34 protein-coding genes, 1 tRNA gene and 3 pseudogenes are annotated in these 25,674 nt (G+C 41.1%); 19 read left to right on the top strand and 19 right to left on the bottom strand.

The window, feature by feature from the left end; translation table 11 throughout:
• Window positions 1-25 precede the first annotated feature (25 nt).
• Both DYY67_RS06530 and DYY67_RS06525 read left to right on the top strand, forming a co-directional pair.
• Entirely contained in the window at window positions 26-814 is a 789-nt protein-coding gene (locus DYY67_RS06530; RefSeq protein ID WP_166391795.1) for a GNAT family N-acetyltransferase, read from the top strand.
• Window positions 815-848: 34 nt separating this feature from the next.
• Entirely contained in the window at window positions 849-1,256 is a 408-nt protein-coding gene (locus DYY67_RS06525; protein ID WP_166391793.1) for an EVE domain-containing protein, read from the top strand.
• Here DYY67_RS06525 and aroA read toward each other — a convergent pair whose 3' ends face one another.
• The 5 genes from aroA to DYY67_RS06505 all read right to left on the bottom strand — a co-directional run bounded on the left by aroA (window position 1,257) and on the right by DYY67_RS06505 (window position 4,525).
• A complete protein-coding gene (gene aroA, locus DYY67_RS06520; RefSeq protein ID WP_166391784.1) occupies window positions 1,257-2,516 on the bottom strand; it encodes a 3-phosphoshikimate 1-carboxyvinyltransferase in 1,260 nt (419 codons plus the stop codon).
• Window positions 2,506-3,360: a shikimate kinase gene (locus DYY67_RS06515; RefSeq protein WP_166391782.1), complete on the bottom strand. Its 855-nt coding sequence runs from the start codon at window positions 3,358-3,360 to the stop codon at window positions 2,506-2,508. The genes aroA and DYY67_RS06515 overlap by 11 nt, the downstream gene beginning before the upstream one ends.
• A gap of 1 nt (window position 3,361) precedes the next feature.
• Complete coding sequence (locus tag DYY67_RS11610) at window positions 3,362-3,709, bottom strand: shikimate dehydrogenase family protein (RefSeq protein WP_320415995.1); 348 nt, start codon at window positions 3,707-3,709, stop codon at window positions 3,362-3,364.
• Window positions 3,703-4,185 carry a shikimate dehydrogenase family protein gene (locus DYY67_RS11605; protein ID WP_320415994.1) on the bottom strand — a complete coding sequence of 161 codons (483 nt, stop codon included), beginning with the start codon at window positions 4,183-4,185 and terminating at the stop codon, window positions 3,703-3,705. Before DYY67_RS11605 ends, DYY67_RS11610 begins: the two co-directional genes overlap by 7 nt.
• Before the next feature lie 64 nt (window positions 4,186-4,249).
• A complete protein-coding gene (locus tag DYY67_RS06505) occupies window positions 4,250-4,525 on the bottom strand; it encodes a hypothetical protein (protein ID WP_166391780.1) in 276 nt (91 codons plus the stop codon).
• Between the two features lie 109 nt (window positions 4,526-4,634).
• Between DYY67_RS06505 and DYY67_RS06500 the strand changes: the two genes are divergently transcribed.
• Window positions 4,635-4,868: a hypothetical protein gene (locus tag DYY67_RS06500; protein ID WP_255492922.1), complete on the top strand. Its 234-nt coding sequence runs from the start codon at window positions 4,635-4,637 to the stop codon at window positions 4,866-4,868.
• Window positions 4,869-4,898: 30 nt separating this feature from the next.
• Here DYY67_RS06500 and aroD read toward each other — a convergent pair whose 3' ends face one another.
• Entirely contained in the window at window positions 4,899-5,573 is a 675-nt protein-coding gene (gene aroD / locus DYY67_RS06495) for a type I 3-dehydroquinate dehydratase (RefSeq protein ID WP_166391778.1), read from the bottom strand.
• A 24-nt stretch (window positions 5,574-5,597) separates the two neighbouring features.
• Window positions 5,598-5,900 carry a hypothetical protein gene (locus DYY67_RS06490; protein ID WP_166391776.1) on the bottom strand — a complete coding sequence of 101 codons (303 nt, stop codon included), beginning with the start codon at window positions 5,898-5,900 and terminating at the stop codon, window positions 5,598-5,600.
• A gap of 165 nt (window positions 5,901-6,065) precedes the next feature.
• Here DYY67_RS06490 and DYY67_RS06485 point away from each other — a divergent pair, with 165 nt between their 5' ends.
• The 3 genes from DYY67_RS06485 (at window position 6,066) to DYY67_RS06475 (ending at window position 7,588) form a co-directional block, all read left to right on the top strand.
• A complete protein-coding gene (locus DYY67_RS06485; protein ID WP_166391774.1) occupies window positions 6,066-6,362 on the top strand; it encodes a DNA-binding protein in 297 nt (98 codons plus the stop codon).
• A gap of 122 nt (window positions 6,363-6,484) precedes the next feature.
• Window positions 6,485-7,345, top strand: coding sequence for a DNA methyltransferase (locus DYY67_RS06480; RefSeq protein ID WP_166391772.1), 861 nt, complete (start codon window positions 6,485-6,487; stop codon window positions 7,343-7,345).
• 39 nt (window positions 7,346-7,384) lie between these two features.
• Window positions 7,385-7,588, top strand: a complete 204-nt coding sequence (locus DYY67_RS06475; protein WP_166391770.1) for a hypothetical protein — start codon at window positions 7,385-7,387, stop codon at window positions 7,586-7,588.
• Window positions 7,589-7,871: 283 nt separating this feature from the next.
• Here DYY67_RS06475 and DYY67_RS06470 read toward each other — a convergent pair whose 3' ends face one another.
• Window positions 7,872-8,927 carry a 3-dehydroquinate synthase II gene (locus tag DYY67_RS06470; protein WP_166391768.1) on the bottom strand — a complete coding sequence of 352 codons (1,056 nt, stop codon included), beginning with the start codon at window positions 8,925-8,927 and terminating at the stop codon, window positions 7,872-7,874.
• Complete coding sequence (locus DYY67_RS06465; RefSeq protein WP_166391766.1) at window positions 8,914-9,702, bottom strand: 2-amino-3,7-dideoxy-D-threo-hept-6-ulosonate synthase; 789 nt, start codon at window positions 9,700-9,702, stop codon at window positions 8,914-8,916. Before DYY67_RS06465 ends, DYY67_RS06470 begins: the two co-directional genes overlap by 14 nt.
• A gap of 253 nt (window positions 9,703-9,955) precedes the next feature.
• Here DYY67_RS06465 and mqnC point away from each other — a divergent pair.
• A pseudogene (mqnC, locus tag DYY67_RS06460) lies at window positions 9,956-11,076 on the top strand (cyclic dehypoxanthinyl futalosine synthase).
• Here mqnC and DYY67_RS06455 read toward each other — a convergent pair.
• Both DYY67_RS06455 and DYY67_RS06450 read right to left on the bottom strand, forming a co-directional pair.
• Window positions 11,073-12,516, bottom strand: a pseudogene (locus tag DYY67_RS06455) (menaquinone biosynthesis decarboxylase). The pseudogenes mqnC and DYY67_RS06455 overlap by 4 nt on opposite strands.
• A 334-nt stretch (window positions 12,517-12,850) precedes the next feature.
• Window positions 12,851-13,228 (bottom strand): hypothetical protein, encoded by a 378-nt coding sequence (locus DYY67_RS06450; protein WP_166391764.1) that lies wholly within the window; start codon window positions 13,226-13,228, stop codon window positions 12,851-12,853.
• A 198-nt stretch (window positions 13,229-13,426) separates the two neighbouring features.
• On the opposite strand from DYY67_RS06450, the gene DYY67_RS06445 reads away from it, so the two are divergent.
• Window positions 13,427-14,392: a hypothetical protein gene (locus tag DYY67_RS06445; protein WP_166391762.1), complete on the top strand. Its 966-nt coding sequence runs from the start codon at window positions 13,427-13,429 to the stop codon at window positions 14,390-14,392.
• Here the strand turns inward: DYY67_RS06445 and bcp are convergent.
• A pseudogene (bcp, locus tag DYY67_RS06440) lies at window positions 14,382-14,839 on the bottom strand (thioredoxin-dependent thiol peroxidase). The gene DYY67_RS06445 and the pseudogene bcp overlap by 11 nt on opposite strands.
• 267 nt (window positions 14,840-15,106) lie before the next feature.
• On the opposite strand from bcp, the gene DYY67_RS06435 reads away from it, so the two are divergent.
• The 4 genes from DYY67_RS06435 to DYY67_RS06420 all read left to right on the top strand — a co-directional run bounded on the left by DYY67_RS06435 (window position 15,107) and on the right by DYY67_RS06420 (window position 18,325).
• The gene (locus tag DYY67_RS06435) at window positions 15,107-15,640 is read left to right on the top strand and encodes an MIP/aquaporin family protein (RefSeq protein ID WP_255492920.1); all 534 of its coding nucleotides are present in this window, start codon (window positions 15,107-15,109) and stop codon (window positions 15,638-15,640) included.
• A 45-nt stretch (window positions 15,641-15,685) separates the two neighbouring features.
• Window positions 15,686-15,760, top strand: a tRNA-Arg gene (locus DYY67_RS06430).
• Between the two features lie 420 nt (window positions 15,761-16,180).
• Entirely contained in the window at window positions 16,181-17,233 is a 1,053-nt protein-coding gene (locus tag DYY67_RS06425; protein ID WP_166391760.1) for an NAD(P)-dependent alcohol dehydrogenase, read from the top strand.
• A 366-nt stretch (window positions 17,234-17,599) separates the two neighbouring features.
• Complete coding sequence (locus DYY67_RS06420; RefSeq protein WP_166391758.1) at window positions 17,600-18,325, top strand: pirin family protein; 726 nt, start codon at window positions 17,600-17,602, stop codon at window positions 18,323-18,325.
• On the opposite strand, the gene DYY67_RS06415 is transcribed toward DYY67_RS06420, so the two are convergent.
• From DYY67_RS06415 to DYY67_RS06405, 4 genes are all read right to left on the bottom strand, one after another.
• Window positions 18,322-18,663 (bottom strand): winged helix-turn-helix transcriptional regulator, encoded by a 342-nt coding sequence (locus tag DYY67_RS06415; RefSeq protein WP_255492919.1) that lies wholly within the window; start codon window positions 18,661-18,663, stop codon window positions 18,322-18,324. The two genes, DYY67_RS06420 and DYY67_RS06415, sit on opposite strands and share 4 nt — an antisense overlap.
• A 26-nt stretch (window positions 18,664-18,689) precedes the next feature.
• The gene (locus tag DYY67_RS10955) at window positions 18,690-18,824 is read right to left on the bottom strand and encodes a hypothetical protein (protein WP_255492918.1); all 135 of its coding nucleotides are present in this window, start codon (window positions 18,822-18,824) and stop codon (window positions 18,690-18,692) included.
• Between the two features lie 114 nt (window positions 18,825-18,938).
• Window positions 18,939-19,340: a hypothetical protein gene (locus DYY67_RS06410; RefSeq protein ID WP_166391756.1), complete on the bottom strand. Its 402-nt coding sequence runs from the start codon at window positions 19,338-19,340 to the stop codon at window positions 18,939-18,941.
• Entirely contained in the window at window positions 19,303-19,590 is a 288-nt protein-coding gene (locus tag DYY67_RS06405) for a hypothetical protein (protein WP_166391754.1), read from the bottom strand. Before DYY67_RS06405 ends, DYY67_RS06410 begins: the two co-directional genes overlap by 38 nt.
• Before the next feature lie 250 nt (window positions 19,591-19,840).
• On the opposite strand from DYY67_RS06405, the gene rlmN reads away from it, so the two are divergent.
• The 3 genes from rlmN to DYY67_RS06390 all read left to right on the top strand — a co-directional run bounded on the left by rlmN (window position 19,841) and on the right by DYY67_RS06390 (window position 21,661).
• Entirely contained in the window at window positions 19,841-20,896 is a 1,056-nt protein-coding gene (rlmN, locus tag DYY67_RS06400) for a 23S rRNA (adenine(2503)-C(2))-methyltransferase RlmN (protein ID WP_166391752.1), read from the top strand.
• 109 nt (window positions 20,897-21,005) lie between these two features.
• Complete coding sequence (locus DYY67_RS06395; protein WP_178084796.1) at window positions 21,006-21,281, top strand: hypothetical protein; 276 nt, start codon at window positions 21,006-21,008, stop codon at window positions 21,279-21,281.
• 155 nt (window positions 21,282-21,436) lie between these two features.
• Window positions 21,437-21,661, top strand: coding sequence for a hypothetical protein (locus DYY67_RS06390; protein ID WP_166391589.1), 225 nt, complete (start codon window positions 21,437-21,439; stop codon window positions 21,659-21,661).
• A 9-nt stretch (window positions 21,662-21,670) separates the two neighbouring features.
• Here DYY67_RS06390 and DYY67_RS06385 read toward each other — a convergent pair whose 3' ends face one another.
• On the bottom strand, window positions 21,671-22,102 hold the full coding sequence (locus DYY67_RS06385; protein ID WP_166391587.1) for a hypothetical protein: 432 nt from the start codon (window positions 22,100-22,102) through the stop codon (window positions 21,671-21,673).
• A gap of 97 nt (window positions 22,103-22,199) precedes the next feature.
• Here DYY67_RS06385 and DYY67_RS06380 point away from each other — a divergent pair, with 97 nt between their 5' ends.
• Entirely contained in the window at window positions 22,200-22,757 is a 558-nt protein-coding gene (locus DYY67_RS06380) for a YkgJ family cysteine cluster protein (protein WP_166391750.1), read from the top strand.
• A 31-nt stretch (window positions 22,758-22,788) separates the two neighbouring features.
• Here DYY67_RS06380 and DYY67_RS06375 read toward each other — a convergent pair whose 3' ends face one another.
• Both DYY67_RS06375 and DYY67_RS06370 read right to left on the bottom strand, forming a co-directional pair.
• On the bottom strand, window positions 22,789-23,742 hold the full coding sequence (locus DYY67_RS06375; RefSeq protein WP_166391748.1) for an SPFH domain-containing protein: 954 nt from the start codon (window positions 23,740-23,742) through the stop codon (window positions 22,789-22,791).
• A 56-nt stretch (window positions 23,743-23,798) separates the two neighbouring features.
• Entirely contained in the window at window positions 23,799-23,990 is a 192-nt protein-coding gene (locus tag DYY67_RS06370; RefSeq protein ID WP_166391746.1) for a hypothetical protein, read from the bottom strand.
• 179 nt (window positions 23,991-24,169) lie between these two features.
• Here DYY67_RS06370 and DYY67_RS06365 point away from each other — a divergent pair, with 179 nt between their 5' ends.
• The 3 genes from DYY67_RS06365 (at window position 24,170) to DYY67_RS06355 (ending at window position 25,456) form a co-directional block, all read left to right on the top strand.
• Complete coding sequence (locus tag DYY67_RS06365) at window positions 24,170-24,388, top strand: hypothetical protein (RefSeq protein WP_166391744.1); 219 nt, start codon at window positions 24,170-24,172, stop codon at window positions 24,386-24,388.
• Between the two features lie 118 nt (window positions 24,389-24,506).
• A complete protein-coding gene (locus DYY67_RS06360) occupies window positions 24,507-25,064 on the top strand; it encodes a CopG family ribbon-helix-helix protein (RefSeq protein ID WP_166391741.1) in 558 nt (185 codons plus the stop codon).
• Between the two features lie 50 nt (window positions 25,065-25,114).
• On the top strand, window positions 25,115-25,456 hold the full coding sequence (locus tag DYY67_RS06355) for a hypothetical protein (RefSeq protein ID WP_166391739.1): 342 nt from the start codon (window positions 25,115-25,117) through the stop codon (window positions 25,454-25,456).
• The last annotated feature ends 218 nt before the right edge of the window (window positions 25,457-25,674 follow it).

Here is a 25,674-nt window from a genome sequence, read left to right as displayed (position 1 = left end):
TTAGATAATTGGTTAACATGTTACCATGAAAATACGCAGTGCGCAGGAAAGCGACAAGTATACCGTTTTGGAATTCTGCAAAGACACATTCCAGTGGGGTGACTATATTGCAGATGTCTGGGACAAGTGGAAGTCAAAAGGAGGCTTGTATGTGTTGGAGGAAAATGGTCTAGTTGTTGGGGTGTACCACATAGTTTCTTTTGAGAAAGAAGCGTGGATTGAGGGAATGAGGGTGCATCCGCAATATAGGAAAAAAGGATTTGGCACTGACATGCTTGCTCATGCAGAATCTGTGATACCAAACAAGGTGATTAGATTGATAATTGAAAGTGAAAATCATCCATCAATAAGACTTGCCGAATCAGTGGGATACAAGATAGAAGAAAAATGGATGCTATATTCAATGGTTCCAGCAAAACAGGAATCAAGCGCAATAATGGCAACACCATCATTCCAACTGGATGGCATCATTGAATCATCAACATATGCCAATTCGTGGAAATGGTTGCCGCTAGACGCAGAAGAAATCAAAAATCTCATAGAGCAAAATAGGGTCATAATATCTATCAAAGACGGAAAAACACTAGCTGCCGGAATATGGAACCAGTCAAATGAGTTTCCTCATGTATTTCAATTTGTATTTGTAAGCAGAACAAATGAAGGCATGTCGGATATTCTAAAATATGTTCAGAACAAGGCACATGATCTAAACTCAGAGAGGATCCAAGTCTTTATACAAGAAAAAATTTCACCAGAGGTAAATTTTTTGGACAAGAAATCATTATTTTATTTAATGAAAAAAGAATTGCATTAGAAAAATCTATAATGCTTGAATCAAGAATAAACTCATGAATTATTGGCTTGTAAAACAAGAACCGACGACATATAATTACGACCTGCTGGAAAAAGAAAAAAAGACTGTTTGGGATGAAGTTCACAATAACTTGGCATTAAAGCACATTCGTGCAATGAAAAAAGGAGATCGGGCGTTTTTTTATCACACAGGAGACGAGAGACAGGCAGTGGGAATACTAGAGATTACAAGTAATCCGTATCCCAATCCAAAAGAAGATGATGAGAGGTTTGTCGTAATGGATGTAAAACCGGTATCGAGATTGAAAAGGCCGGTAACTCTTGAAGAGATAAAAAAAGACTCCAAGTTCAAAAACTGGGAACTGATACGAATTTCAAGACTGTCTGTAATGCCAGTCCCAAAACAACTCTGGGACGAGATTATAAAAAAGTCAAACAAATAACTAGGAAATATTGGCCCCTATCTTGTTCATTTCCTTGATAAAATCAGGATAGGAGACATCTACTGATTCTGGGTCTGTTACAGTACAGTTGCCTACAACCATTCCTGCAATGCAAAATGCCATGAACAGTCTGTGATCATCTGAAGAGTCAAGCTCTGCACCCTTGAGGGACTTGGGGGACTCTAGGATCAACCCGTCCTCTTTTTCTGTGACACCAATGCCAATCTTTGACAACTCTTTTGCCAAGATGGAAATCCTGTCAGTCTCTTTGAATCTTGCATGTTTTACATTGTAAATCTCAATTGGATTTGATGTTCGAAGCGCCAAGATGGCCATTGGCGGAAGCAAGTCTGGCGTGTTTGACAAGTCAAACCTTCCACCTGCAAGCTTGGGTGGAGCCTTTACCCTTACTGTATCCCCTATTGATACATCCACGCCCATCTTTTTTAGGTGCGATATCATCTCCTTGTCTCCCTGGGGCAAGTCTCCAATAGGTGCAGAAATTACCATGTCATCTCCTACCAGCACTGCAGCAGAAAGAAGAAGCGCCATGCTGGAAAAGTCTGCAGGGACTGTAAAGTCTGTTGACTTGTAGTCCTGCTTTGGTATGTTGTATTTTTTGTAAGGTGATATGGTGTTTACATTGACGCCAAATTTTTGCATGATTGCAATAGTTGCATCAAGATATGGCTTTGAAACAAGATCTCCTTCAATCTCTAAGGTGATGCCTTTCTCGGTTTTAGGTGCTGCAATCAAAAGTGCGGAAATGAACTGACTTGAAACCGAACCTGATATGGAAGTGTTGCCTCCAAGAATCTTGCCCTTTACGGTAATTGGCGGGGTGCCATTAGTTGACGTACACTTTGCATCAAGTTTCTCAAGAGCGTCAAGGAGTGGCTGCATTGGCCTCTTCTTGAGACTGACATCTCCTGTAAGCGTAATCTTGGCATCAACAAGAGAAGCTATGGCTGCAGATATTCTAATTGTTGTACCAGAGTTTGATGCATCTATCTCTGATCCTGTAACAGATACGCTGCCAGTACTTTCAACGTTAACAGTAGAGCCACTGGTTGATATCTTGGAACCGAACACTTTGCATGCATTCATGGTTGCAATGGTATCGCGAGAAAGCAGAACATTTCTAATTGTACTATTCCCTTTTGCAAGTGATGCCAGGAAGATGGCACGATGTGTATAGCTCTTGTTAGGGGGGCATGATATCGTACCAGATAATCTTGATTTCTCAACCTTACATTTCATGTACTTCAGCCTTTTGGTTGGTGACAGGAGAAACTATTGTAGTTCCATCAAGTGAGGCAAGTATTTTCTTTACCTGTAAAATCTTGTCATTTTTTGCAACTGCTGCAATGGCAGGACCATTTCCTGAAACAGATGCACCCAGTGCACCATTTTCCATTAGCTCAGTCAAGACCTTTGGATCAGAGCCAAGTATGGTAGAAGTAGCTAACCCGTTGAGCGTCATTGCATTCCAATAGTCTGCTTTATTTGCCAAATCCCATGCCTGAGAGAACACATTTTGTAAAATTTTTAATTTTTTTACATTTCCTCTTTTGCGAGATTTTGGAATGAATATTACTGCAGATAGATCTTCTGGTGCCTTTTCTGCTTTTATTATTTTGATATTTGTATTGTCAGTTACAACAAATCCGCCAAAATAGCATCCGCATGCATCATCAAATGCTCCTGTAATGCTTACTTTAGATTGGATTGAAGCTTGTACTCCGTCCCTTAAGATTTCCATGTCTGTTGCTTTTGGTTTGAAAAGTTTTGCACATGCAAGTGAAATCACAGAAGATATCGCACTAGAGCTTTTCAGTCCATATCCTGCCGGTATCTCTGTTTTGACAGATATCTTCAGTCTGTTTTTCTCAAGCTCTGCTTTTGGCACTGATGTTTCAACAACTGCTCTTATCAGACGCGAGCTAAGGCTTGACTCTCTGTTCTCAAAGACCATTCCCCTTCCTGACTCTGTCTCAACTGTAGCTTCAATTCCAAGCGATATGCCAAGTGTTGCACCCTTGCCAGTTGCAATGGCGTTTACTATTGAGACTGCACCATGCATGCTTGCTTTTACTTGGGCCATTCTAAAATCTCCCAAGCAGTGTCAATTTCATTGCTTCGTATGGGGCAGGTTTGCCGGTCCAAATCTCAAAAGATTTCATTGCCTGAGCAAGAAGCATTTCCCAACCATATATGATAGTCGCCCTTTTTTCTTTTGACTGCTGAATTAATGGAGTTTCTACTGGCATGTACACAATATCGTAAACTATGGAATCTTTGGTAATGTTTTTTGTTGATATGGGACAACCTACTCCCTTGAGGCCAACCGAGGTCGCATTTACAATGAATCTAAACTCTGCAGCCCTGTCTTCGGCGCTTGCCAGATCTAAATATTCAGATTCCAAGCCAAGCTGCTTTGCAAACTTTACCATCTCTTCTGCCTTTTCATGCGTGTCCTGTTTGTAATGGTTATCTTGCGAATCTTTTCTTTTGCAAATCCTACTATTACAGCTCTTGCAGCTCCGCCTGCACCAATTAACAATACATCACAGCCTTTACAGTCGATCTTTCTTTTTCTTATTGGATCTAGAAACCCGTCTACATCAGTGTTGTATCCCTTTAGGTGGCCGCCAGTGTTGACTACTGTATTTGTTGCCCCCACCATCTTGCATTCCTCATCGGTTTCGTCAAGTAGCCGCATCATGTCTATTTTGTGAGGAATGGTGACATTGAATCCTGCAATGCCTATCTTTTTCAAATCTTGAATGCCGTCATCAAGATCTCCTTTTGGAATCCTATATGCTATGTATGTGCAATCCAACCCTAGAAATGCAAATGCTGGATTGTGAAGCGCAGGCGATAACGAATGATCAATGGGATCGCCTATGACTGCATAAGTTTTTGTCATTGAAAACTAATTTCCTTGCATCATGATTTAAGGTATTAGGAATGGTTTGGCAAACTATTGGTACTCAAACGCCATAGCTATTCGTTCTAGAATAGAATTTCTTTAGCTTGGAACCGCATTTTGGGCAGTTGTCCTGCTGATGAATTGTGGCACAGTCAAGGCATACGAAATTACCGCCATTATTTTTTGGCGTCCTGTATTGGTATATGATGATGTATGCTAGTGCAACTATCCATACAAGTATCAGTAATGGAATTAGATGAAAGATTCCAAGAATTGCTGTTACTACAACAGATAGTATGATGACATTTCTTGGGACATTGTTAAAAAACTGGACCATTTTCTTCATATTCTATTAGTTTATCTTTTATAATAAGGCTGGGTAGGACGGTTTTTCCATGAGACAATGCAGAGATTAGTTAATTAATGCAAAAGAAGTTTTACAATGTATGGAATCGGACGATTTTAGAGACCTCATCGAGGCATGCGGCAAGATGCTTGACGAGAACGTAAACATGCTCTCTGATATCGAGTTTGAAATCAATTCTGAGAAAGAAGATGTTGTCAAGCCAATGATGACAAAAAATGAACTTGTTGATATGGCTCATGATGTGGCAGAATCTGTCAGGATAAAAAAAGCCGAGTCTTCGTTTGTTAGAAGACATTTTGAAAACAGCCTCTAGATGGACTAGAGATTTTCTTCTAATGTGTCTTTATTTTTGCAATTTAAATATTGATGCCATCTCATCAAGACTGAACTGTCCTGGGGCAACTGGTTTTCCAAGGGACACGTATGTAAACGGGCTCCCAAGCCTTGTACATAGAATTCTGGACATCCTGCCATAGTCACCCATTGCAAAGGCAATCAGATTTGATCTATGCGACATCCCTTTGTACAACTTGAGAATCCTCAATGTGTCATTAATCGCCTTTGCTGTAGTCACAATCTTGATATTTTTTGAAAATCCTGACATTTTTCTTGCCATGGATCTTAGCGTTTTTTCGCTTGGAGTTTTTGAGAAATCATGCCATGATATCAGTATGTTTGCTCTTGTTCTTTTGAGGTATTGATGCAGGCTCTTGTTTTTTCTCAACGTATTGTATTCTACATCAAGAAGATACGGGTTGAATTCTGCAATTAATTTCAGTATGGATATTCTCTCTGTTTCGGTGCCAGAAAACTTGCCTCCTTCTGACTTGGGTCTGAGAGTGCAGATGCATCTTTTTAGATGTGGTTTTACTATATTTAGACAATAAGGAATTTGAGTTGGGTTCAAAAAATCCAATCTTAGTTCGGCATAATCTGCTTTGTTTAGTGCTTTTCTCAGGCTGGTTACGAGCTTTGCTACGCTACGCACGCCAATTGATACGCAAGTTTTATTGGCCATTATTAGTTTGATGTTCTACTTGTTCTAGCCTGTCTTGGTTTGGTTTGCTGGTGTGCAAGCTTCCCATTGCTTCAATGAAGAACACTCGCCTGGATTGCGTTGTGCAGCGCCTATTGCTTGATTCATTGCTGACCATTCTTGTGGTGTGCAGAGATGATCTCCACAGATGTTTTGTCCACCCATGAATCTGTCAGTTTTGTGAGTATCGTGCAGGTATGAAAAGTCTCTTGGTGTCAATGCACTTGCAGATGGTACTGCTACTGCATAGATCATCACAGACATCAATGCTGCTACCGCCAGTCCAAATCTTATTTTTTGATTTAGCATCTGAGAGCTTGTATATTCTACTGGTATATTTACATTAGCATACAATCATCCTTGATCATACTATCAAAGTAATCATCGTATAGGATCGTTTTCTCTCATCAAATAGGCGGTTCTCGAACAAATACTAAAGAAACTTTTATGAAACGACCCTGATATGAAAACTGCATGAGCACAGAGAATAGATCGGAAGCAAAAGACACAGTCTTCATCGGAAAAAAGCCTTTGATGGCATATGTGACATCAGCGCTCATACAGCTTGCTAACCGCCCAAAAGTATCGATAAAAGCAAGAGGGCTTAGTATAGGCAGAGCTGTTGACGTGGCACAAATAGTCGCAAGAAGGACAGACGGTTCCGGATATACTATAGGAGAGATCAAGATAGGGTCTGAACAACTAGAGTCAAATGACGGAAGACCAAGAAATGTATCCACTATAGAAATTGAAGTAAAGAAAAATGCATAAGACTGACTAAAACATGTAAATCACGAAAACATGTTTTAGCTGATTTTCTTTGATTTCTACCAAACCCGTTGACACTCAGATCTTTTTACAAATATTAAATATCAAACTGCTTTAGGAAGGTGGTGTGGAAACCGAATTTTATCGTAGTTTCTGATTCAAGAGATCTTTCCCAAATTGGCAAGAACTCTGTATCACTTACTGTAACATCTCCACCGTACCATAACGCGATAAACTATGATGAACATCAAACAAGTAAAAAGTGGTATAGGGGAACTGTTGGAGTGTCAATTGAGAGCTGGCTTGAAGAAATGAAACAAGTCTTCTCGCAGGTTTATCAAGTAACCAAACCCGGAGGCTATTGCTGTATTGTTATAGGAAATGAAATTATAGAAGGAAAAGTCAAACTGCCTTTGCCTGCCATGCTGTCAGTTGAGCTGACAAGAGATGAAAACAGCTGGAAGTTCTTTGAAGAGATAATCTGGAACAAGGTAACTGGTGGCAAAAAGAGATTTCGTGTAACAGTACAGCATCCGTATCCAACCTACTACTATCCCAATATCATGCATGAGCAGATTATCATACTGCGAAAGGAGCCGTTTAACAATGTCAAGGACGAGAAAAGCAGACTTCGAATCGATAATATCATGAAAAAGGAGATGGCAAATTCTGTATGGCATATTGCCCCTGTGCCACCAAGCTACCGAAAGTTCCATCCAGCTGCTTTTCCAGAAGAGATTCCGTATAGGTTGATTCAACTTTACAGTAATGTGGGTGATCTGGTCTTGGACCCGTTTACGGGGAGTGGCCAAACCCCAAAGATGGCCAGGTTCCTCAAGCGCAAGTACATAGGAGTTGACAAGTCAGAAAAATATGTCAAGATTGCAACAAAGAGAGTCATGGAACCCCCTCTACTTCGTGAATTCCAGTTAGTACCTAACTGGAAATTCCCAGAACATCTTGACTCTAGACTAGTTCTGACCTAAGATCGTAAAGGTTATCTATCAAGGATCGCCAATCATGCCATGGTAACTACAAACAGCAAGTCGTATTTTCGCGAGGTAGAAAAAAGCCATAGAAACTACACTGCTGCACTAAAGAGGGCCGGATCAAGACAATCCGTAATGAATCTTTATTGGAGACACAAGCGTCAACATGAAGCCCTCCTGAAAAAACATCTCAGAGAAGAGATGGCTGAAATAGTTCAGATAAAAAAGAAATTCAAATAACTTCTTCTTTTTCTTTAATATAGGTCAAATTCATTACTTGTTGCTAGAACTATACCACATCTTTACGACGCTGATATCAGACCCGCTTTCATTTGGTTTAGAAATTTTTAATTTGTTATCCTTGTGCTGTTGTGTGTTCACGTGATTTTCAATTTCCTTTTCGTCTATTTCCTGTGAACATATGTTACAGCGAAGACTCAACGTATCATAACAAGAAATTTCACTATAATAATGTGATGAACGTTGGAGGGTATATGAAAAATATTAGATTCAGAACTGCGCTTTATTTTTCGATAATGTATTCATCATCTACTTCCATGCCAAAGTGCCTTCCAGTAGCTGGCTTGGAATATGCAAGCACCACGTCTCCCCTTTTGAGATGTGTAACAGATACTAGATGACCATTTGGACGGACAAATCTAATTGTCTCTGCATTTTGGGCAATTATGCCGCCTATCTCATTTTCGATCTGGGCTTTTATCATTAACATTGGCCTGCTCTCTATTTTTGAGCGGCCAACAGTAGCTCTTCTGGCCCTGCCATGTGAATCAGTTACTAGTACTTCAGATCCTGTTTCAAGCTCTGAGAGATATTTGGTGGTTCCATCTGGTGATAATGTATAACAATGGACAGCTCCTGCATTGACCCTAAATGGTCTTGGAGATGTAAATGAAGATCCTACCGATTCATTATGAACCAAAAACAAAAAGTTTGACCTGCTTCCTATCAACATTCCCTCTCCGCGACCAAGCATCGAAGCTGTATCTACACAAACTCGCTCGCCATTTCCAACCTCTTTTATTTCGAGAATCTTTGCTGGCTTGAGGTCAAAGTTTTTCGTACCTAGATAGACTAGAGACTCCTTTACCTCGTTTAGAGAACTTGTAGAGAATATGACCCCGTCTACTCCTATCTCAAGTATGGAGAACATCTTTCGTACCTCTTCGGGCGAATTTGCAATGGCAAATATCTTTGTGTGAATCTTGTGAAGTTTTGCAATAATGTTCTCAAGCGGAATTATCTTCCAATCCTTTACCTCTACTACCACAAAGTCAAGCCCTGTCTTTGCAACATGTAATATATTTTCAATGTCTGCATTTGATAAAACCTTGAACTTCATTCCTATTTTTTTCCCTTTCATCTTGGTCACTTTATCAACTATGACGTAATCTGCATTCTGTGATGTGTAAATTGTTGCAAGCCTTGTCTTCAATCCCTTGAGGGCTGATGGGTCCACGTTGACAATCTTAATGCCTTCTTTTTCTATCTCTGTTAAAAATTTGGCAAGCTGGCCCCTTGGTACCTTTGGGGCTATGATGAATTCTCTATTTTTTGTCAAGGTATTTTGCAGCTTCCTTTGCCGATTCCTTTCTAAATATTATTGCAGCAAGAGCATGAGTCATCTTGGCTGGGTTGGCATGCTCAAATATGTTCCTGCCATATGTTACTCCTTTGGCACCGGCCTGCATTGCTTCTTCTGTCATTTGCAAAATATCCTTGTCGGTTTTTGCTTTTGGTCCTCCGGCAATTACTACTGGAACTGGTGTACTCTTTACTATCTTAGAAAATGAATCTACATCTCCAGTGTACAATGTTTTGACAATGTCGGCGCCACACTCTGCACCAATTCTTGCCACATGCCCAACGATGGCTGGGTCATGCGGGTTCTTTACATTCTCTCCTCTTGGATACATCATTGCAAGCAATGGCATGCTCCACTTGTGACAGTCGTCTGCAATTGTGCCAAGCTGTTCAAGCATTTCAGGCTCTTCCTTTCCACCGATATTGATATGCAAAGATACGCCATCTGCTCCAAGACGCAATGCTTCTTGAACTGATCCGGTGAGCATCTTTCTGTTTGGAGACATGGAAAGAGAAGTACTTGCAGAGTAATGAACTATCAATCCAATCTTAGTTGGCTTGGGTAAATTCTTGAAAATTCCCTTGTTGATTATAACAGAGGTAAGGCCGAAATTTTGACATGTGTAGATCAATGGATATGGATCCTCAATTCCCTTTAGGGGACCATTGGATATTCCATGGTCCATTGGGATGCATAGCATCTTGCCGTTTCGTAATATGCGATTCATTCGAATCTGAAAACCGCTAACCATTGGAATTAATCCTAAGTGTGCCCTACTTAAAAATAGTGGGGCAAAGATGCATGCTTCCATTTGGGTATGCTGAATGTTGTAATGAGAACAATTGGCTTGAGGGGCGGGACAATCTCATCAAGTAAAAATTAATGAAAAAATTTGGATTTTTTGGAGAAAAGATAAAATCTCAAGTCCAAATTCCAATTCATATCAAATCTTGTGATTTTATCTCTCAAACGATTAAATACAATAGGTAAAGATCAAAAACCAATTGAGCCAACTAACTCAACAACTTCACCATTCTGAGATAGGAGATATTTTAGAAAATTCTGTTGCTGGAAAAAGGCCTGGTTATGATGAATGCCTGAGACTTTTGGACTCTGATGATGTTCATCTGATGGGTCTTGTAGGTGGATATCTTACAAGAAAAAAATTTGGAAACAAGGCTTCGTTTGTAAACAATATGATTCTCAATTACACCAATGTATGTATCACAGATTGCAAGTTTTGTGCGTTTTACTAGGCCACCGGGACATGACGAATCTTATACCGTATCATTAGAACAAGTTGAATCAAGACTAAAGGCAGCATGGGAAATGTTTGGCATTACGCAAGTAATGTTCCAGGGCGGACACAATCCAAAGCTTAGAATAGAATACTATGAAGATGCGTTTCGACTAATTCGAAAAAAATTCCCCAAAGTGGGAGTTCATGCATTATCTGCATCTGAAATTGACATGATATCCTAAAGTGGAACACACAAGCACAAAGGAAGTGCTTGCAAGACTAAAGGAAGCAGGTCTTCAGTCAGTACCTGGTGCCGGAGCAGAAATTCTAGTTGACAGCGTAAAACAAGTAATAAGCCCAAAAAAGATCTCAAGTGAGACTTGGCTTAGAATAATGGAAGAAGCTCACAGCATGGACATTCCGGCATCTGCCACAATGATGTATGGACATGTGGAGACAAAAAAAGAGATTGCAGAACATTTTGTAAAGATTGGAAAACTCCAGGAAAAGACTGGGGGATTTATGGCGTTTATTCCGTGGAGCTTTGAGCCAAACAACACCCTAATGCAAAAAGAAGAGACAGTCAAGTATGCTGCGGGAGGAACCGAGCTGCTCAAGATGATTGCAATATCGAGAATGATGTATGATGGACTCATACCTCACATCCAGTCCTCATGGCTCACAAATGGTGTTGCCATGGCCCAGATGGCACTACAATATGGCGCAGACGACTTTGGAGGTACATTGCTTGGAGAGGAAGTGGTATCGTGTACAGGTGCAAGGTCAACAGAACTTACCGCACCTAAAATCATTGATGCTGTAAAACAAATCGGATATCAAGTGGAAGAGCGCGACAACTTTTACAATACTGTAAAGACATACTAGATTCCGTAACTGGACCACTTGGAATCTACAAGTTTCTTGGTCTCATCATCTGATTTTACAAGTTCCTGAATCTCTCTTTGATATCCTTCTTCCTTTGTCTTCTGGGTGGCATCGATTCCAAGTTTTGAGCCAAGATTGACCAGTCGGTGATGCGGGGTCTAGGGTGTCAGTAGGGGTATTGTTGATTATGGTAACATCTCTTGCGGCATCTGAGCGAGTCGTGACTGCCCATATGATATCATTCATATCATGCACGTTGACGTCCTCGTCCACTACGATGAAAATTTTTGTCAGTGAAAGCTGGCCCATTCCCCACAGACCCATCATGACTTTTTTTGCCTGTCCTGGATATCTTTTCTTGATTGATATTATTGCCATCCCCTGGAACCATCCGGCGGCAGGCATTGCAAAATCAACCACCTCTGGATGAAACATTCTGATGAGTGGAAGAAATGAGCGCTCTATTACTTTGCCAATGAATGCGTCTTCCAAGATTGGTTTTCCGACTATTGTAGTCAGGTAGATTGGTTTTTGCCTTCGCATAATTCCAGTTAGCGTAAAGACTGGGTAAGGCTCAGGGGGGGTATAGTATCCGGTATGATCACCGAACGGTCCTTCCATTCTAATGTCTGAAGGATCCACATATCCCTCAAGCACCATCTCTGCGTTTGCAGGCACTTCAAGATCGACTGTTCTGCATTTTACAGTCTTGATTCCAGTTTTTCTTGTGATTCCTGCAAAGACATACTTGTCAAGCCCTTCTGGAACTGGAGCTACTGCAGAAAAAACTGTGGCAGGGTCTGCACCAATTATCACTGCAACCTCTATCTTGCTGCCAGAATCTTTTTTGATATCATAATGATGTGCTCCACGTTTGTGCTTTTGCCAGTGCATGAGAGCATGAGTTCGGTCTAAAATTTGCATCCTGTATACGCCAAGATTCCTAACTCCAGTCTCGGGATGTTTTGTGGCAGCAAGACCAAGCGTGATGAATTTTCCTGCATCCTTTGGCCATGTTTTTAGGATTGGAATTTTTTCAAATGATGGAGATTCTTCAAACACTTCTGTCACAGGACCGCTTTTTTGCAATTTTGGTGCAATGTCAGTTATCTTTGAAAGCTCTGGAAGTTTTCGCAGCTTGTCCAAAATTCCACTTGGCACTTCCATGCGAGTCATGTCAACAATTCTCTGACCAATTTCTGTAAAATCAGAATTTTCTAGTCCAATCTCTAATCGTTTGATGGAACCAAAAGCATTTCCTAAAACCGGCATGTCATAATTTTTTACATTTTCAAAAAGAACTGCAGGACCGTTTGAATACATTACACGACTTAGAATTTCTGAAATCTCAAGGTTGGTGTCAACCTGCGTCTTTACTCTTTTTAGCTCACCTGCTTTTTCGAGCTTGTCTACAAACTCTGAAAGCTCCTCAACTGGCACAACGTCACTTGAAGTGTATCCAGTATAAGCTTAACTGGATTAATGCTGGGAAACAGGAAAGGGTTTTAACAAAAGACCTTTAATATCCTCTAAGGGAATGGCATAAGTTGTCCGGCCAAAAATGCTCCGTCTGTGGAGGCGGTGGAAAGATTGTTCTTTTAGATACTCAATGTTCTTTTTGCAACGGAACAGGAGAATACAGCAAAACTGCAGACAGTTACATGAAGTCGCACATTTGCCAATGCATTTTTTTGGACAGGATAACATGTCCGCTCTGTGGAAAGAAATGTCATCATGATACTCCAAACAAACCGAAACTTTTGATAGGCCCAGTCTAGATTATTGGCGGCAACTCGTTTTTCTTGTCGTGACCGCCAGAGCCAAACCTGCAGTAAAAGCACTGGTCTGATTGCATGTACTTTAGCTGTTCGATCTTTATTGCTCCAATTTTTAATGCGATCTTTGTAAGGATTCTGTACTTGAGCGGCATTGCAGGAATTACCTCTTTTAGATAAACGCGGTAATGGTCAGGGCAGAACTTTAGCGTGATACTGCTTGACTCCTTGGATGTCTCGCTCACAGTCTTGGCTACGTTGATCTGCTCCCTTATGTACTCGTGCTTGGGGCAGGGGCAGTCTTTTCCTCCCGGATGCTTGTATGCTGGCGTGTTTTTCCAGTCAAATTCGGGATATTCCTTCTCAAAGTCGTCCAATGGCTTAAAATCGGCCTTTAGTCATATAAAACTTCTATAAATACTAGAATTAGTCGTGATCAAAATCTAAATAAACTACTTTATCAGAAATCAAGTACATGTCAAAAGAATCAAAACCAAAAAGAACTCGTTCTACTAAAAAAATTTCCGCGGAAGACTCTTCCCACACTGCCGAACTTGAGGCAAAAATAGCAGAGCTTGAAGCCAAGCTTCACTAATCTATCTTCGCAGGTAAAACCCGCAGAAGCAAAGCATACTCATACTGCACCTCCGCCAGCACCAAAACCAGAACCTGCAAAACCACGACCTGCAGCTTCTGGTCCAACACATGGAACTCTGCCAGCTGGATTCAAGGCACCGCCTCCGCCAACACCAAAAGAGGAACCAAGAACAACATCGTCTTCTGAATCAACATACTCTGGCGAAGTGTCACCAACATATGCTAAACTAAGCTCTACAGGTTACAGCGGAAACAAGTATTTTGCAACAAGACCTAGACTGTCATATCATCCTGCAAACAAACAGTTCAAGGGTCAAGCAACTACTACACATACCTATACAACTACTGCACCTCCTCCACCACCGCCAGCTCCGGAGCCAAAGCACTCATCTTCACGTGGTACTTTGCCTGCTGGAACAACAGATGCAGAAAAGAAATCAATGTGGAAGGCAAAGGGCGCAGAATATGAAAATTATGTTTCAGAGGAGGAGACTCACAAAGCACCTCCACCAGCACCAAAACCATCGTCTTCACGTGGTACATTGCCTGCTGGATTTAACGCACCTCCACCGCCGCCAGCTCCAAAGGAGACTCCAAAACCAGAACCCGCAAAACCACGACCTGCAGCTTCTGGTCCAACACATGGAACTCTGCCAGCTGGATTCAAGGCACCGCCTCCGCCAACACCAAAAGAGGAACCAAGAACAACATCGTCTTCTGAATCAACATACTCTGGCGAAGTGTCACCAACATATGCTAAACTAAGCTCTACAGGTTACAGCGGAAACAAGTATTTTGCAACAAGACCTAGACTGTCATATCATCCTGCAAACAAACAGTTCAAGGGTCAAGCAACTACTACACATACCTATACAACTACTGCACCGGAACCGGCAAAACCAAAAACTATTCGTGGTACATTGCCAGCAGGCTTCAAGCCTTAAAGGCTTCTAGCACTTCTTGTGCATGTCCTGCAGGTTTTACTTTTTCAAAAACCTTGAAAATTTTTCCTTTTTCATCTACTAGAAAAGTTGTCCTGTTTACTCCCATGTACTCTCGTCCCATGAACTGTTTTTTCCCCCAGACGCCAAATTTCTTTGCAACATCCTTTTCAGTGTCTGCAAGCAAGATGAACGGAACGCTCATTTTCTCACCAAACTTTTTGTGAGACTCTTCGTCGTCAGGACTGATTCCAATTATCTCAATTCCTGCACTCTTGAATTTCTTGTAATCGCGTGCAAACTCGGCTGCTTCTGTGTACACCCTGGCGTGAAATCTTTTGGGTAAAAGTAGACGACATATTTTTTTCCCTTGAGATCTGATTTTTTGACTAGTTTTCCTTCCTTATCTCTGAGCGCAAAATCAGGAACCGTATCACCTTTGGACAGCATGAGAGAAAATGTGATCTTGTCCATACTTATTTTTTGTCCACTATTTTCGAATCTTTTATATGGTATTTCCAAAGGCTAGACCCTTGTAATGATAAATCCGCGCGCATGGTTTGCAGAATCGATAGGAACCTTCTGCCTCGTATTCTTTGGTCCGGTTGCCATCACTTTATCAGTTGTAGTATTTGGAAATGGAAATCTGACACCAGAATCACTAGCTTGTTATAGCATTTGCTCACGGTGCCGCAATTGGGCTCATGGTGTACACATTTGGGACATGTCTCAGGCGGACACTTTAACCCGGCAATCACGCTGTCTTTTCTTGCTACAAAGAGAATCAATGTAAAAAACGCCATAGGATACATCGGATTCCAGCTGATAGGTGCTGTGATTGCAGCTGCTGTAAACAAGGCGATACTTCCTGCAAGCGAGAAGGTAAAGTATGGAGTCCAGACAGGCCCTAGTGCCCTGATTGGAAACAGTGTTACTGCGGGATTTACTGTTGAAGCGATATTGACGTTCTTCTTGGTTACTACCGTATTCATGACGGTGCTGCACAAAAAGGCGGCAGCCGGACTGTATGGATTTACAATAGGTGGAATGATATTTTTGGATCACATTGTGGGCGTACCGCTGACTGGTGCAAGCATGAACCCGGCAAGAACGTTTGGTCCTGCACTGATATCGGGATACTGGGACTATCACTGGATGTACTGGGCAGGACCTATAGTTGGCGGAGTGATTGCAGGACTTATTATGAACTATATCTTCGTTAAAAAGTCAGAACAAGAAGCAGCTGCATAGTTACTCTTTGAAATGTATTATAACGGGCTAACTGAAAGTTTTGTTGGACCCGTTGCACAGCTTGGATAGTGCGCGAGCTTGCGGAGCTTGAGGTCGGGGGTTCGAGTCCCCTCGGGTCCGTTCTTCTTTTGTATCGAGACATGCCGTACTAGTAGAATTAGTCTCTACGAACCCGTTTAATCTTCTTTTTTCCCCTGAATAACTGTCCCACGTCAGCTAAAAGGTAAATGAATCCTATCGCAAACATCGTACCTGAGATCATCAGTAATACGCAAAATCAGTAAAATCGACTTGGAGTAATCTTCTATATTTGCTCCATTTAGATAGCTCCATGATTCATACAGTCCAACTATTGATACAGCAGTCAGAATAATTTCAAACAGCATTGTCTTCAATGTCATGACAAAAACCCTCGTTTCCTCTTTCTATTCCACAGTAATCTGTTCTGCTACTGACTTGAATTGATTTTTAGGTTTGGGCAGTTGTATTGCATTTGCCTGCCAATAATTAAATAGAATTGTCACATTCAAAATATCAGAAATGACAATCAAAGTTCGCGGATATGCAGCGCAGCAAGCAAAAGCAACACTTGGCCCGTATTCTTTTGAAAGACGCGAGCCTTCTGATCATGATATAGTAATTGATATTGGATACTGTGGAATCTGTCACACTGACATACACCAAGTAGGCGACGAGTGGGGAGGATCAAAATTCCCAATGGTCCCAGGACACGAGATAACAGGTACAGTCTTGCAAGTTGGACCCAAAGTGACTCGATACAAGGCAGGAGACCGAGTAGGAGTAGGATGCTTTGTAAATTCTTGCCGCAAGTGCGGCCCCTGCAGTAAAAACCTTGAACAGTATTGTACCGAGGGAATGGTTACAACTTATAATGGAACAGAAAAGGATGGCACCCCTACCCAGGGAGGATATTCAAACAAAATAGTGGTAGATGAAAACTATGTACTCTCCATTCCAGACAATCTTCCTCTAGACAAGGCAGCACCGCTTCTGTGTGCAGGCATCACGCTTTACTCTCCTCTGGTGCATTGGAAGGCAGGACCCGGAAAAAAAGTTGCCATAATAGGTCTTGGCGGCATAGGTCACATGGGCGTAAAACTTGCACATGCGCTTGGCGCAGAAGTTACTGTTCTTAGCCATTCACTCAAAAAACAAGAAGATGGAAAAAAACTCGGCGCAGATCATTTCTATGCCACATCAGATCCAGCAACATTTGAGAAACTCAAAGGATACTTTGACCTAATGATAAATACCGTTTCAGCCGAGCTTGACTGGAACAAATACCTTGATCTTCTTGCCCTTGACGGTGCAATGGTTGTAGTTGGAATTCCAGAAAAGGAGATCCCAATTGGTTCCTATCCTCTAGTTGCTGGCAGACGTAGCCTTGCAGGCTCTCTTATCGGGGGAATAAAAGAGACACAAGAGATGCTCAATTTTTGCAGCAAACACAATATCGCAAGTGAAATTGAGGTTATTCCAATCCAAAAAGTCAATGAGGCCTACAAGAGGATACTTGCCAGTGATGTAAGATACAGGTTTGTTATAGACATAAAATCACTTGAGCAAAACTGACAATTCCATAAAATATAATTCTAGTCAAATTAAATTAAAAAATAATGTCTCTATGGTTATTTGCAAGTGATAAACATAGAGTGAGCGATGATATCGTTTAGTCTATAAAGTTGGGCTAGGATCTGTAATCGCTCGGAGGTAAGCTCTGACACTCGTTTTCTGTTAGTGAAATGACTGGCTTTAAAGATTGGATTCAAATTATTATAGCCGCAGATCAATTATAGTTTAACACCTCAAGATGTCTTTTGTTTCACCAGCTATCTGTGTAGTAATGTGGTATCTATGATATTACCTAGTATGGTATTTCTGTGCTACTAGGTAGTAAATTACTACCAAGTTTAAAAGGGCGGCTGCCTATTGTATACCATGATACAAACAATCAAGGCAAACGAGCATCACAAAAGCGAGATGGACTGGCTATCAACATACTACCATTTCTCATTTGCAGATTACTTTGACCCAAAGAAAATGAACTATGGACCATTGCGTGTCTTCAACGATGATACCATCCAGCCAGGGCAAGGGTTTGACCTTCACCCACACAGGGACATGGAGATTGTAACATACGTAATTGATGGGGAACTAGAGCACGAAGACAATCGCGGCAACAAAGGGGTAATCAGGCCAGGCGAGATTCAGGTAATGACTGCAGGCTCTGGCATAATGCATGCAGAACGCAACCATTCAAATGAGAAACCACTGCATCTTTTACAAATGTGGGTAATTCCTGACAAAAAAGATCTAGCACCATCATGGCAACAAAAGGCATATTCCAAGGAACAGAGACTGGACAAGTTATTGCAAGTTGTATCGCCAGTTGGCTCAATCTCAAATGGAGCACTGACCATGCATCAAAACGCATCGTTTTATGTCTCAAGTCTGACACCGGGTGCTGAAATCTCGCACAAAATGCAGCCTGGAAGAAAGGCATACGTGTTTGTCATAGATGGTAAAGTCCAGATCAATGGTATCAAACTGCAAGAAAGAGATGCTGCAAAAATAGAAGATGAGCATAAACTTGCAATAAAATCAGAAAAACAGACTGAGCTGATATTGATAGAGTTGCCAGAAAAATATGCAGTAAAAAACTAGCTCTCTTTTTTTTGTTTTGGCTTCCACTTGTTTGCCCACTGGCCCAGGTCCCCAAGTATCTCTTCGAGTTCCCTTGCCTGCCTTGTCAGGCTGTATTCTACTCTTACCGGTATCTCTTGGTAGATTTTTTTAATCACAAGGCCATGGGACTCAAGCTCTGACAGCCTGTCTGATAGGACAGTACTGCTTATCCCAGACACAAGTCGCTTTAGTTCATTGAAGCGTATGGTCTCGTTTGTGCTCAGGTTTCTTAGAATTACTAGCGACCATGTCCTGCCAAGAACGTGCCAAATGTCAGAGACATCACACTGGACCATTTTTCTGCTCTTTGAATCCAACTGTGGTATGTTTTGCATACCTAGTTTTAAACACTTACCAGTCTTCCTATTACTTCATCATGGACAGGTTTTACAATGTTGAAGAGTACAGTCTCCATGGCAAGAGCTACGAGAGCTTTATGTACATTGTATTCACTTGGACCAATACTATCACAACCCATCTTGATTTGTCATTCCATGTTAATTACTCCTACTTGCTAATCCTGCAGACTAAAAGATTCTGGAACCATTCTCCAGTTATGGGATTAATTTTAACAACTGGGACAGAAAGAAGATTATCTTCGCTTTACTAGAAAAAATCCTGTAAGAAACAAAGAGGCGCTGATAAGAAATGATGTTAGATTGATTACAAGAAAGGCCACTCCTAGAGGTATGGGAACATACAATGTCGGGATGCACAAACCATGGATGAAAGTATCACAAGCAGGGAATTTCTTTGGAAGTGTGCCATCAAGTGAGGCGGATTGGCGAGTTATGACACCGACAACGTATGGGGATAGAAGAAAAACAAGGCCCAAGATGGATTTTCGGTCAAACTTGCCAATCTTTTCTACCAAACTTGCAACCAGAAATTTTAATTTAATCATTACAATGACCGCAGAAACATTTGCCTTGATGTACACCTTGTTGATTGTAAAATCAAAAGTTATCGCTAAAGTTTCTTGTGTGTTTATCAACTTCGTCCTGAGGGGATGTCTCGTCTTCGTGCTTGTGTTCTGTCTTGTGGCTGCGTCGCGCCATTTTTTCTTCGTGCTCCTTTCTGGCATGATGAAGCCTGTCTGCTTCGTGAATAAACTCCATTCCACATTCTGTACACTTTACAATGTCGTGGTGATGGTCATGACGAGCGTGACTTATCAGATCTTCCTGCTTTGAAAACTCTGATTTGCATTGTTCGCACTTGAATTTTTTCCCAAAAAACCTCATGTTGAATTAACATGTAATGATGCCGTAGATAAGACTATTGTTGAGTTTTTCATGCCTAAAATACAAAGAAAAGAAAATGAACTCTATCAAATCCAGAAACACACTAAAACCGCTTTTGATGACTGGCACAAAATACCGCCAGTAGACTGGAAAAAACTATACCACTGAACCAACAAAACACTAATTGGCCTGAAATCACAAAGACAGTAGCGATGCCTCTATTTCAAATGAATATGGTCAGGTGTATCGTATGACAGACCTTTACAGTGTTCTACCAGATGATGTGGACAAGCTTGTAACAAGCATAGGACAGCCGCGCTATCGTGCAGACCAACTGCTACACATGCTTTACCGCGAATTCCCAAAAGACATGTCTGATATGCGCCAGATTCCATCTGAGATGAAAAAAGCGCTAGCTTCTGCAGGGTACACAATTGGTTCCGCAAATGAAGTCCATCGTGTAGTAAGCGAGGATGGACAGACAACAAAACTTCTCCTAAAACTTTGTGACGGAACTCTAATCGAGACCGTATTGATGCAGTACAGAAAGGGAAACAGTCATCCAAGATCAACCATCTGCGTATCGACACAGGTTGGATGCCAGATGGGTTGCACGTTCTGTGCTACAGGACAGATGGGCTTTGAAAGGAATCTCAAGGCAGAAGAGATTGTTGCACAGGTATTGCACTTTGCCTCTGTACTCCAAGAGAGAAAAGAACACGTCACAAACATTGTCTTCATGGGTATGGGAGAGCCGCTGGCAAATTACGCAGAAACAATTCGAGCAGTAAGGCTATTGACACATGCACGCGCATTTGGCCTTGGGCAGAGACACATCACCATCTCAACAGTTGGTGTCATGAAAGGAATAGACCGTCTTGCAGAAGAAGACTTGCAGATAGGGCTTGCGATCTCGCTTCACGCACCAAATGACGAGCTGCGCCGAAAGTTAGTGCCAACTGCAGGACCTCATTCAGTAAAAGATTTGATTTCTGCTACTAGAATCTATTTCAAAAAGACAGGCAGGCGTGTTACGCTGGAATATGCCCTAATAGAGGGAGTCAACGACTCGCCAGAAATTGCAGCAGAGCTTGCCACGTTGTTGAAAGGAAACGGGGCTCACGTTAACCTCATACCGGTCAATCCAACCGCCGGTGGTTTCAAACGTCCAAGATGGAAACGCATAACAGAATTTGAACATGTACTGCGAGAATCTGATGTAAATTGCACGGTGCGAGTAGAGAAGGGATCTGAGATATCAGCCGCATGCGGCCAGCTAAGAACCGATGTGGTAAAGAATCTCTAATTGTCACGTGTTTTCAAGATGCCAAGACTGATGCAACTGTACTGCGATTTGTCAAAACTGGTGTAAACCGCATCAATGGAAATTTATTCTCCTGCATACAAAACTCTCCATGAACAAAGATAGGGGCGTCTGCAAGGGTCTTTGTAAACCGTACAAGGTTAGAAAACCAAGGGATGGAACAAGCCGCTATCTATCAGATCAGGTGCGATGCCAGATTTGTGGAATCTTCATGACGCGGGAGGGATGCCATGACATTGAAGACAAGCCTGCAACCAACGAGACTGTAGGACTGTACTGCAACTGTTGCAACTGCATGGTAAGATCAAAACCAAGAAACAAACCTGGCACAAAAGACCATGAAAAAGATTCAGGTTTTGCACAATGACCAACTATTACTATTGTTTGGGATGCAAGAAAATCATAGTAAGCAAAGACCGTGATTATGGACCACGATGTCCTGCTTGCAAAAAACAATCTAAACAAAACACAAGTTGATAAAGTCTTGGAGTGCTTTATTAGAGATTGTGACGTATAGATTGCATGAACATATACGACACAAAAGTAGTAAAGTGTTCAAAATGTGGCAAGTCTATCGGCGAAATAGAATATGACGCCGTGGTAACGCTTCCAAAATGTGGATATTGCGCAAATCCTATTCCTGAAGGAGATGACAAGGCGCTATACGTCATAAGCAAACTGATAAAATCAAAAGACGATGACGTCTACAACAATCCAGATAAGAAATTGTCTGCAGTTGGTCACTAACCGAAGATACTATTCCTTCGGTATTGTTTTTGATTCTTGAATATTCCAGCAGTTTTTACAGAGGTATCCTGTGACATCCCATTCTTTTTTTGCATGACGGACAAAAAAACCAAGTTTGGCGTTACATACGCTGCAATTTTTCTTCAACTCATTGTCTGCTTTTTCCCTCTCATTAAAACAAGACTCGCAGAGCCATCCCTTCAGATCCCATTCTTTTTTTGGCTTCCACAGATTAAATGTCCCAGGCTCTTTTCCGCACAAGACACATTTGTTATCACTGTCCTTTTTCTTGTCAAAATTCACTTTCATTAGGTCCACATAGCAATTTGCGCACAGCGGACCTTTGACATTCCAGTCCTTCTTTGGATTGCTTTTGCGAGCAATGCCCTTTTTACATACAGTACAAAATTCCTTTTTCTTGCTGCTGCTAAATAATCCCACGAATCTACACCGGTTACATATTAAAAAAAGTTCCCGCTCATTTTTCAAGATGGCATAACCGGAATACCTAAAAACAAAGGGGAAAGGAAAGAAGACCTTGACTGTTACAAAAAGTGCCCAGGCTCACCCCTGTACGTCATGTCACACAAATTGCTGTAAAGAATATACCATATTTGTTAACGCCCACGATGTTTACCGAATCTCCTCTGGGCTTGGACTTGACCCTGCAAATTTTCTAGAGATTTATGGCGCAAAGGAAGATGAATGGGGAATACGGATCGAAGAGGGTCTGGTGGATCTTGCCTTGAAGCAAAAAGATGAGATGTGCACCTTTCTGATAAAATTTGGAGACAATTTTCGTTGTGGAATACATGATTTCAACCCAGGCGTATGCAAGTCTTACCCCTTTCAACTCCAAGATGGAAAATTGCTCCAGATGGATGACAAGCTGTGTCCTGTAGACTGGGATGTGGAAAAAGAATTTGAGGCCATGATGGTAAATCATCTCAAAAAAGATGAAAACGAATGGAAGTTCTACCATGATCTTATCTTGGAATGGAATGCCACGCATCAGCCCACCGCCCAATTATCAGAATTTCTAAGATTTCTAATTGGCAAAGTGGATATTTCTCTAAATGAAAATTCCAAGAAATAGATTATTTGTCAAAATTATATCTTGAGAATAATTATTCTTGCTTTGTGTTATTGTCTTTTTCTTTCTGTATTGCCTTTTTGGTAGCTTCAAGATATGCTATGGTAGTTCCCAGGTTTCCAAACCCCATGGCATTGAGCGATTCTGAAGGAACCATGACTATGGTATTTCCTTGAACTTTGATTGACTCGTACAACATGTTGGACTGTCTTAATGCATAGGCAACAGGATTTTCTGAATACACTTGTGCGGCTTCCTCGAATTTTTTTGCAACCAGCACCTCTGACTCGCCATATGTGACACGTGCATTTTTCTCACGCTCTGCCTGAGCTTGCATTGACATGGCAGATTCCAGTTCTTGTGGGATTATGACTTGGCGAATCTCAACACCTGTTACCTCAACGCCCCAGTTGCTTGCCTCGCTTTCTATTATTGTTCTAATGTGGGAATTGATATCTTCTCTTTTTGAGAGCACATCCTGAAATATTGACGAGCCTATGTTGTTACGAAGTGTGGTCTGAGAAACTTGCTGTATCATTTGGTTGAAATTTTCTACATTTAGTATTGCATCCTTGGCTCGCTGTTCAATTATTCTGTAACGAAGAATTGCGTCAATGGTTACAGGAACATTGTCTTTTGTAAGCATCCTTTCTGCCTTGAACTCGCTTACCTTTTCCCTGACGTCCACTACCAAAATATTGTCTGCAAAAGGCAGTCTTGTCTGCACTCCAGGTCCCACTTGCCTGTTGTATTTTCCAAGGCGAAGTATTACCGCTCTTTCGTATTGCTTGATTATCATTAAAAATGCCGAAACAATGACTGTAATTCCAATTGCCAACGCAAGATATGTTATTGCGTCACTATGGTAGAAAAGACCAATCCCGATGCCTATGATTAGGATGAATACCCCCATTACAACATGAGCGCCAGATCCTTTCTGATGTACCAGCTTGTATGCAAAATCATACGGCGTATATCCACTAGACAATTCTTCTTTTACCTGATACCTGTAGGCATTTCGTCTGATTTAAAGCCCATCTATCTTCAGTGTTTTGTAAGATTAGAGTTGGCGGCACTCTGCAATACATTTTTTATGATCGGGTCTGTTGCATTTTGAACACTGTCTCGCACCTGCACTAGTTTGTCAAAGACGGTACCGACTTGTGTAAAGTGAAAGTACGCAACTAGAAAAATTATGGCTGCGCATATTATCACTATCTTGCCAATCGTTCTCATCGTATATCATCCAAGCAATTCTTCTTTTTACTTATGTGGTAAGAAGGATTACAGTCTAATGTTAAAATTTTAAATGATGTTTTCTACTGTACCCAGAAACTAGATTTATGATATGTTTAATTATTTAGTGTGGGAATCACTGCAAAGTCTTTATTGCTTGCCGTATCACATTGAATCAATTGAAGGGTCTGGGCAAGATTTTTGTCATTGCAGGTTCAATCATTAGTGTAGCCAGCGCACTTGGCCTCATGCAGGTGCTTGTACCAAGACACCAGCCATACTTTCAGGGTGCCTATTTTGTGCTTGGAATATTTCTGATTATAGTGGGTGCATATGTGTGGACAAGCACGCGCAAGTCAGACGCATTTTGGAACTATATGGAACATAATCGAGTCTAATATTTTGTGACATTTTTTAAAACTTGTGGTACAAATCAAAAACAAATTTGTTTTAACTTAATAATATTAGTGAACAAGGTTCGTCATTTCCTAAATACTCTAAACTGCAACTAGTTACATGATGAAAGCGGTCAATGGTTCAAAAAAGACATCGACCATTACATTTCGACTCGATGATGATACTATACACAGGCTACGTGATCTATCAAAGGTGCAAGAAGTAAGCACAAACACTCTGGTAAACCAGGCATTGAAGAAATTCATTGACTGGGATGTTTATTTACCAAGATCAGGTTTTGTAATTCTAAGCAAGCCAGTATTGAAGAAATTCTTCGATGGAATGGATGAAAAGTCTGTAGTTGAGATTGCCTCTACAATTGGAAAGGAAGGGATTGAAGATATTGCCTTGTTTATGCGTGGAAAGGTAGATCTAACCTCGTTTATCTCATGGTACGAAATACTGATGATAAATTCTTCAGTACAGATAAGCCATCTTGTTGACAACGGATTTCATAACATGGTCTTAAAACACGACTTGGGAAGAAAATGGTCATTATATCAAAAGACTATTCTTGAGCTTATTTTCAAAGAATTATTCCACCAGAAAATAGAACTCCAGTGCGACAAAAACACCGTGAGGATAATGTTTGCAGATGATGGAATCGCAACATTGTAGCAGCAAAAGCAAAGTGGGTTCCAACCGAAAGGTAACTTGTCAAATCAATTTTGGATAAACTAGACGATAAAATGATTATACAAGTGGCACAGGAGGAAGGAAAGCACATTCCTCGTGATCTGTGCCTCTCAATGCGGGGAAGTTATATCGTAAATGACTGGATTGATATAATAAAGACGAGATCTGCCGTGGCAGGTTTTGATCTTACCGAGATTGATGCAGGAAAAATGATGACGTTTGTAATGCGTCATGATCTGGGAAGAAAATACTCTATACACTGTAAGGCATTTTATGAACAAGCCTTTGAATCTCTTGAATGCCCAGCGATATTTGAGATATCTGAAAATACTCTGGTATTCAATATTCCAAAGAGTAATTTTCTTTCAGAATAGCAGATCCTTCTAAACTCCTTCTCATCTGCTCTGTGCATGCTATTATACATCCATGTAAAAGGAGCTATATCTTGAGTTGATCAGTGAATGGAAACTGTAGGGCTAGGAGAGTTTGGGGAAGGGCACATTTCCCAATAAATCGTGGCACCTACAGCTTCCAGGCAAAAGTAAGTTCAAAATTAAATAATACTTGTGTACTTTTGTTCGTGAACAATGTT

It is taken from the genome of Candidatus Nitrosotalea sp. TS, assembly GCF_011319465.1.
Lineage (GTDB): Archaea > Thermoproteota > Nitrososphaeria > Nitrososphaerales > Nitrosopumilaceae > Nitrosotalea.
Note: the sequence above shows the minus strand (reverse complement) of the source record. Positions and strands in the feature narration are given on the sequence as shown.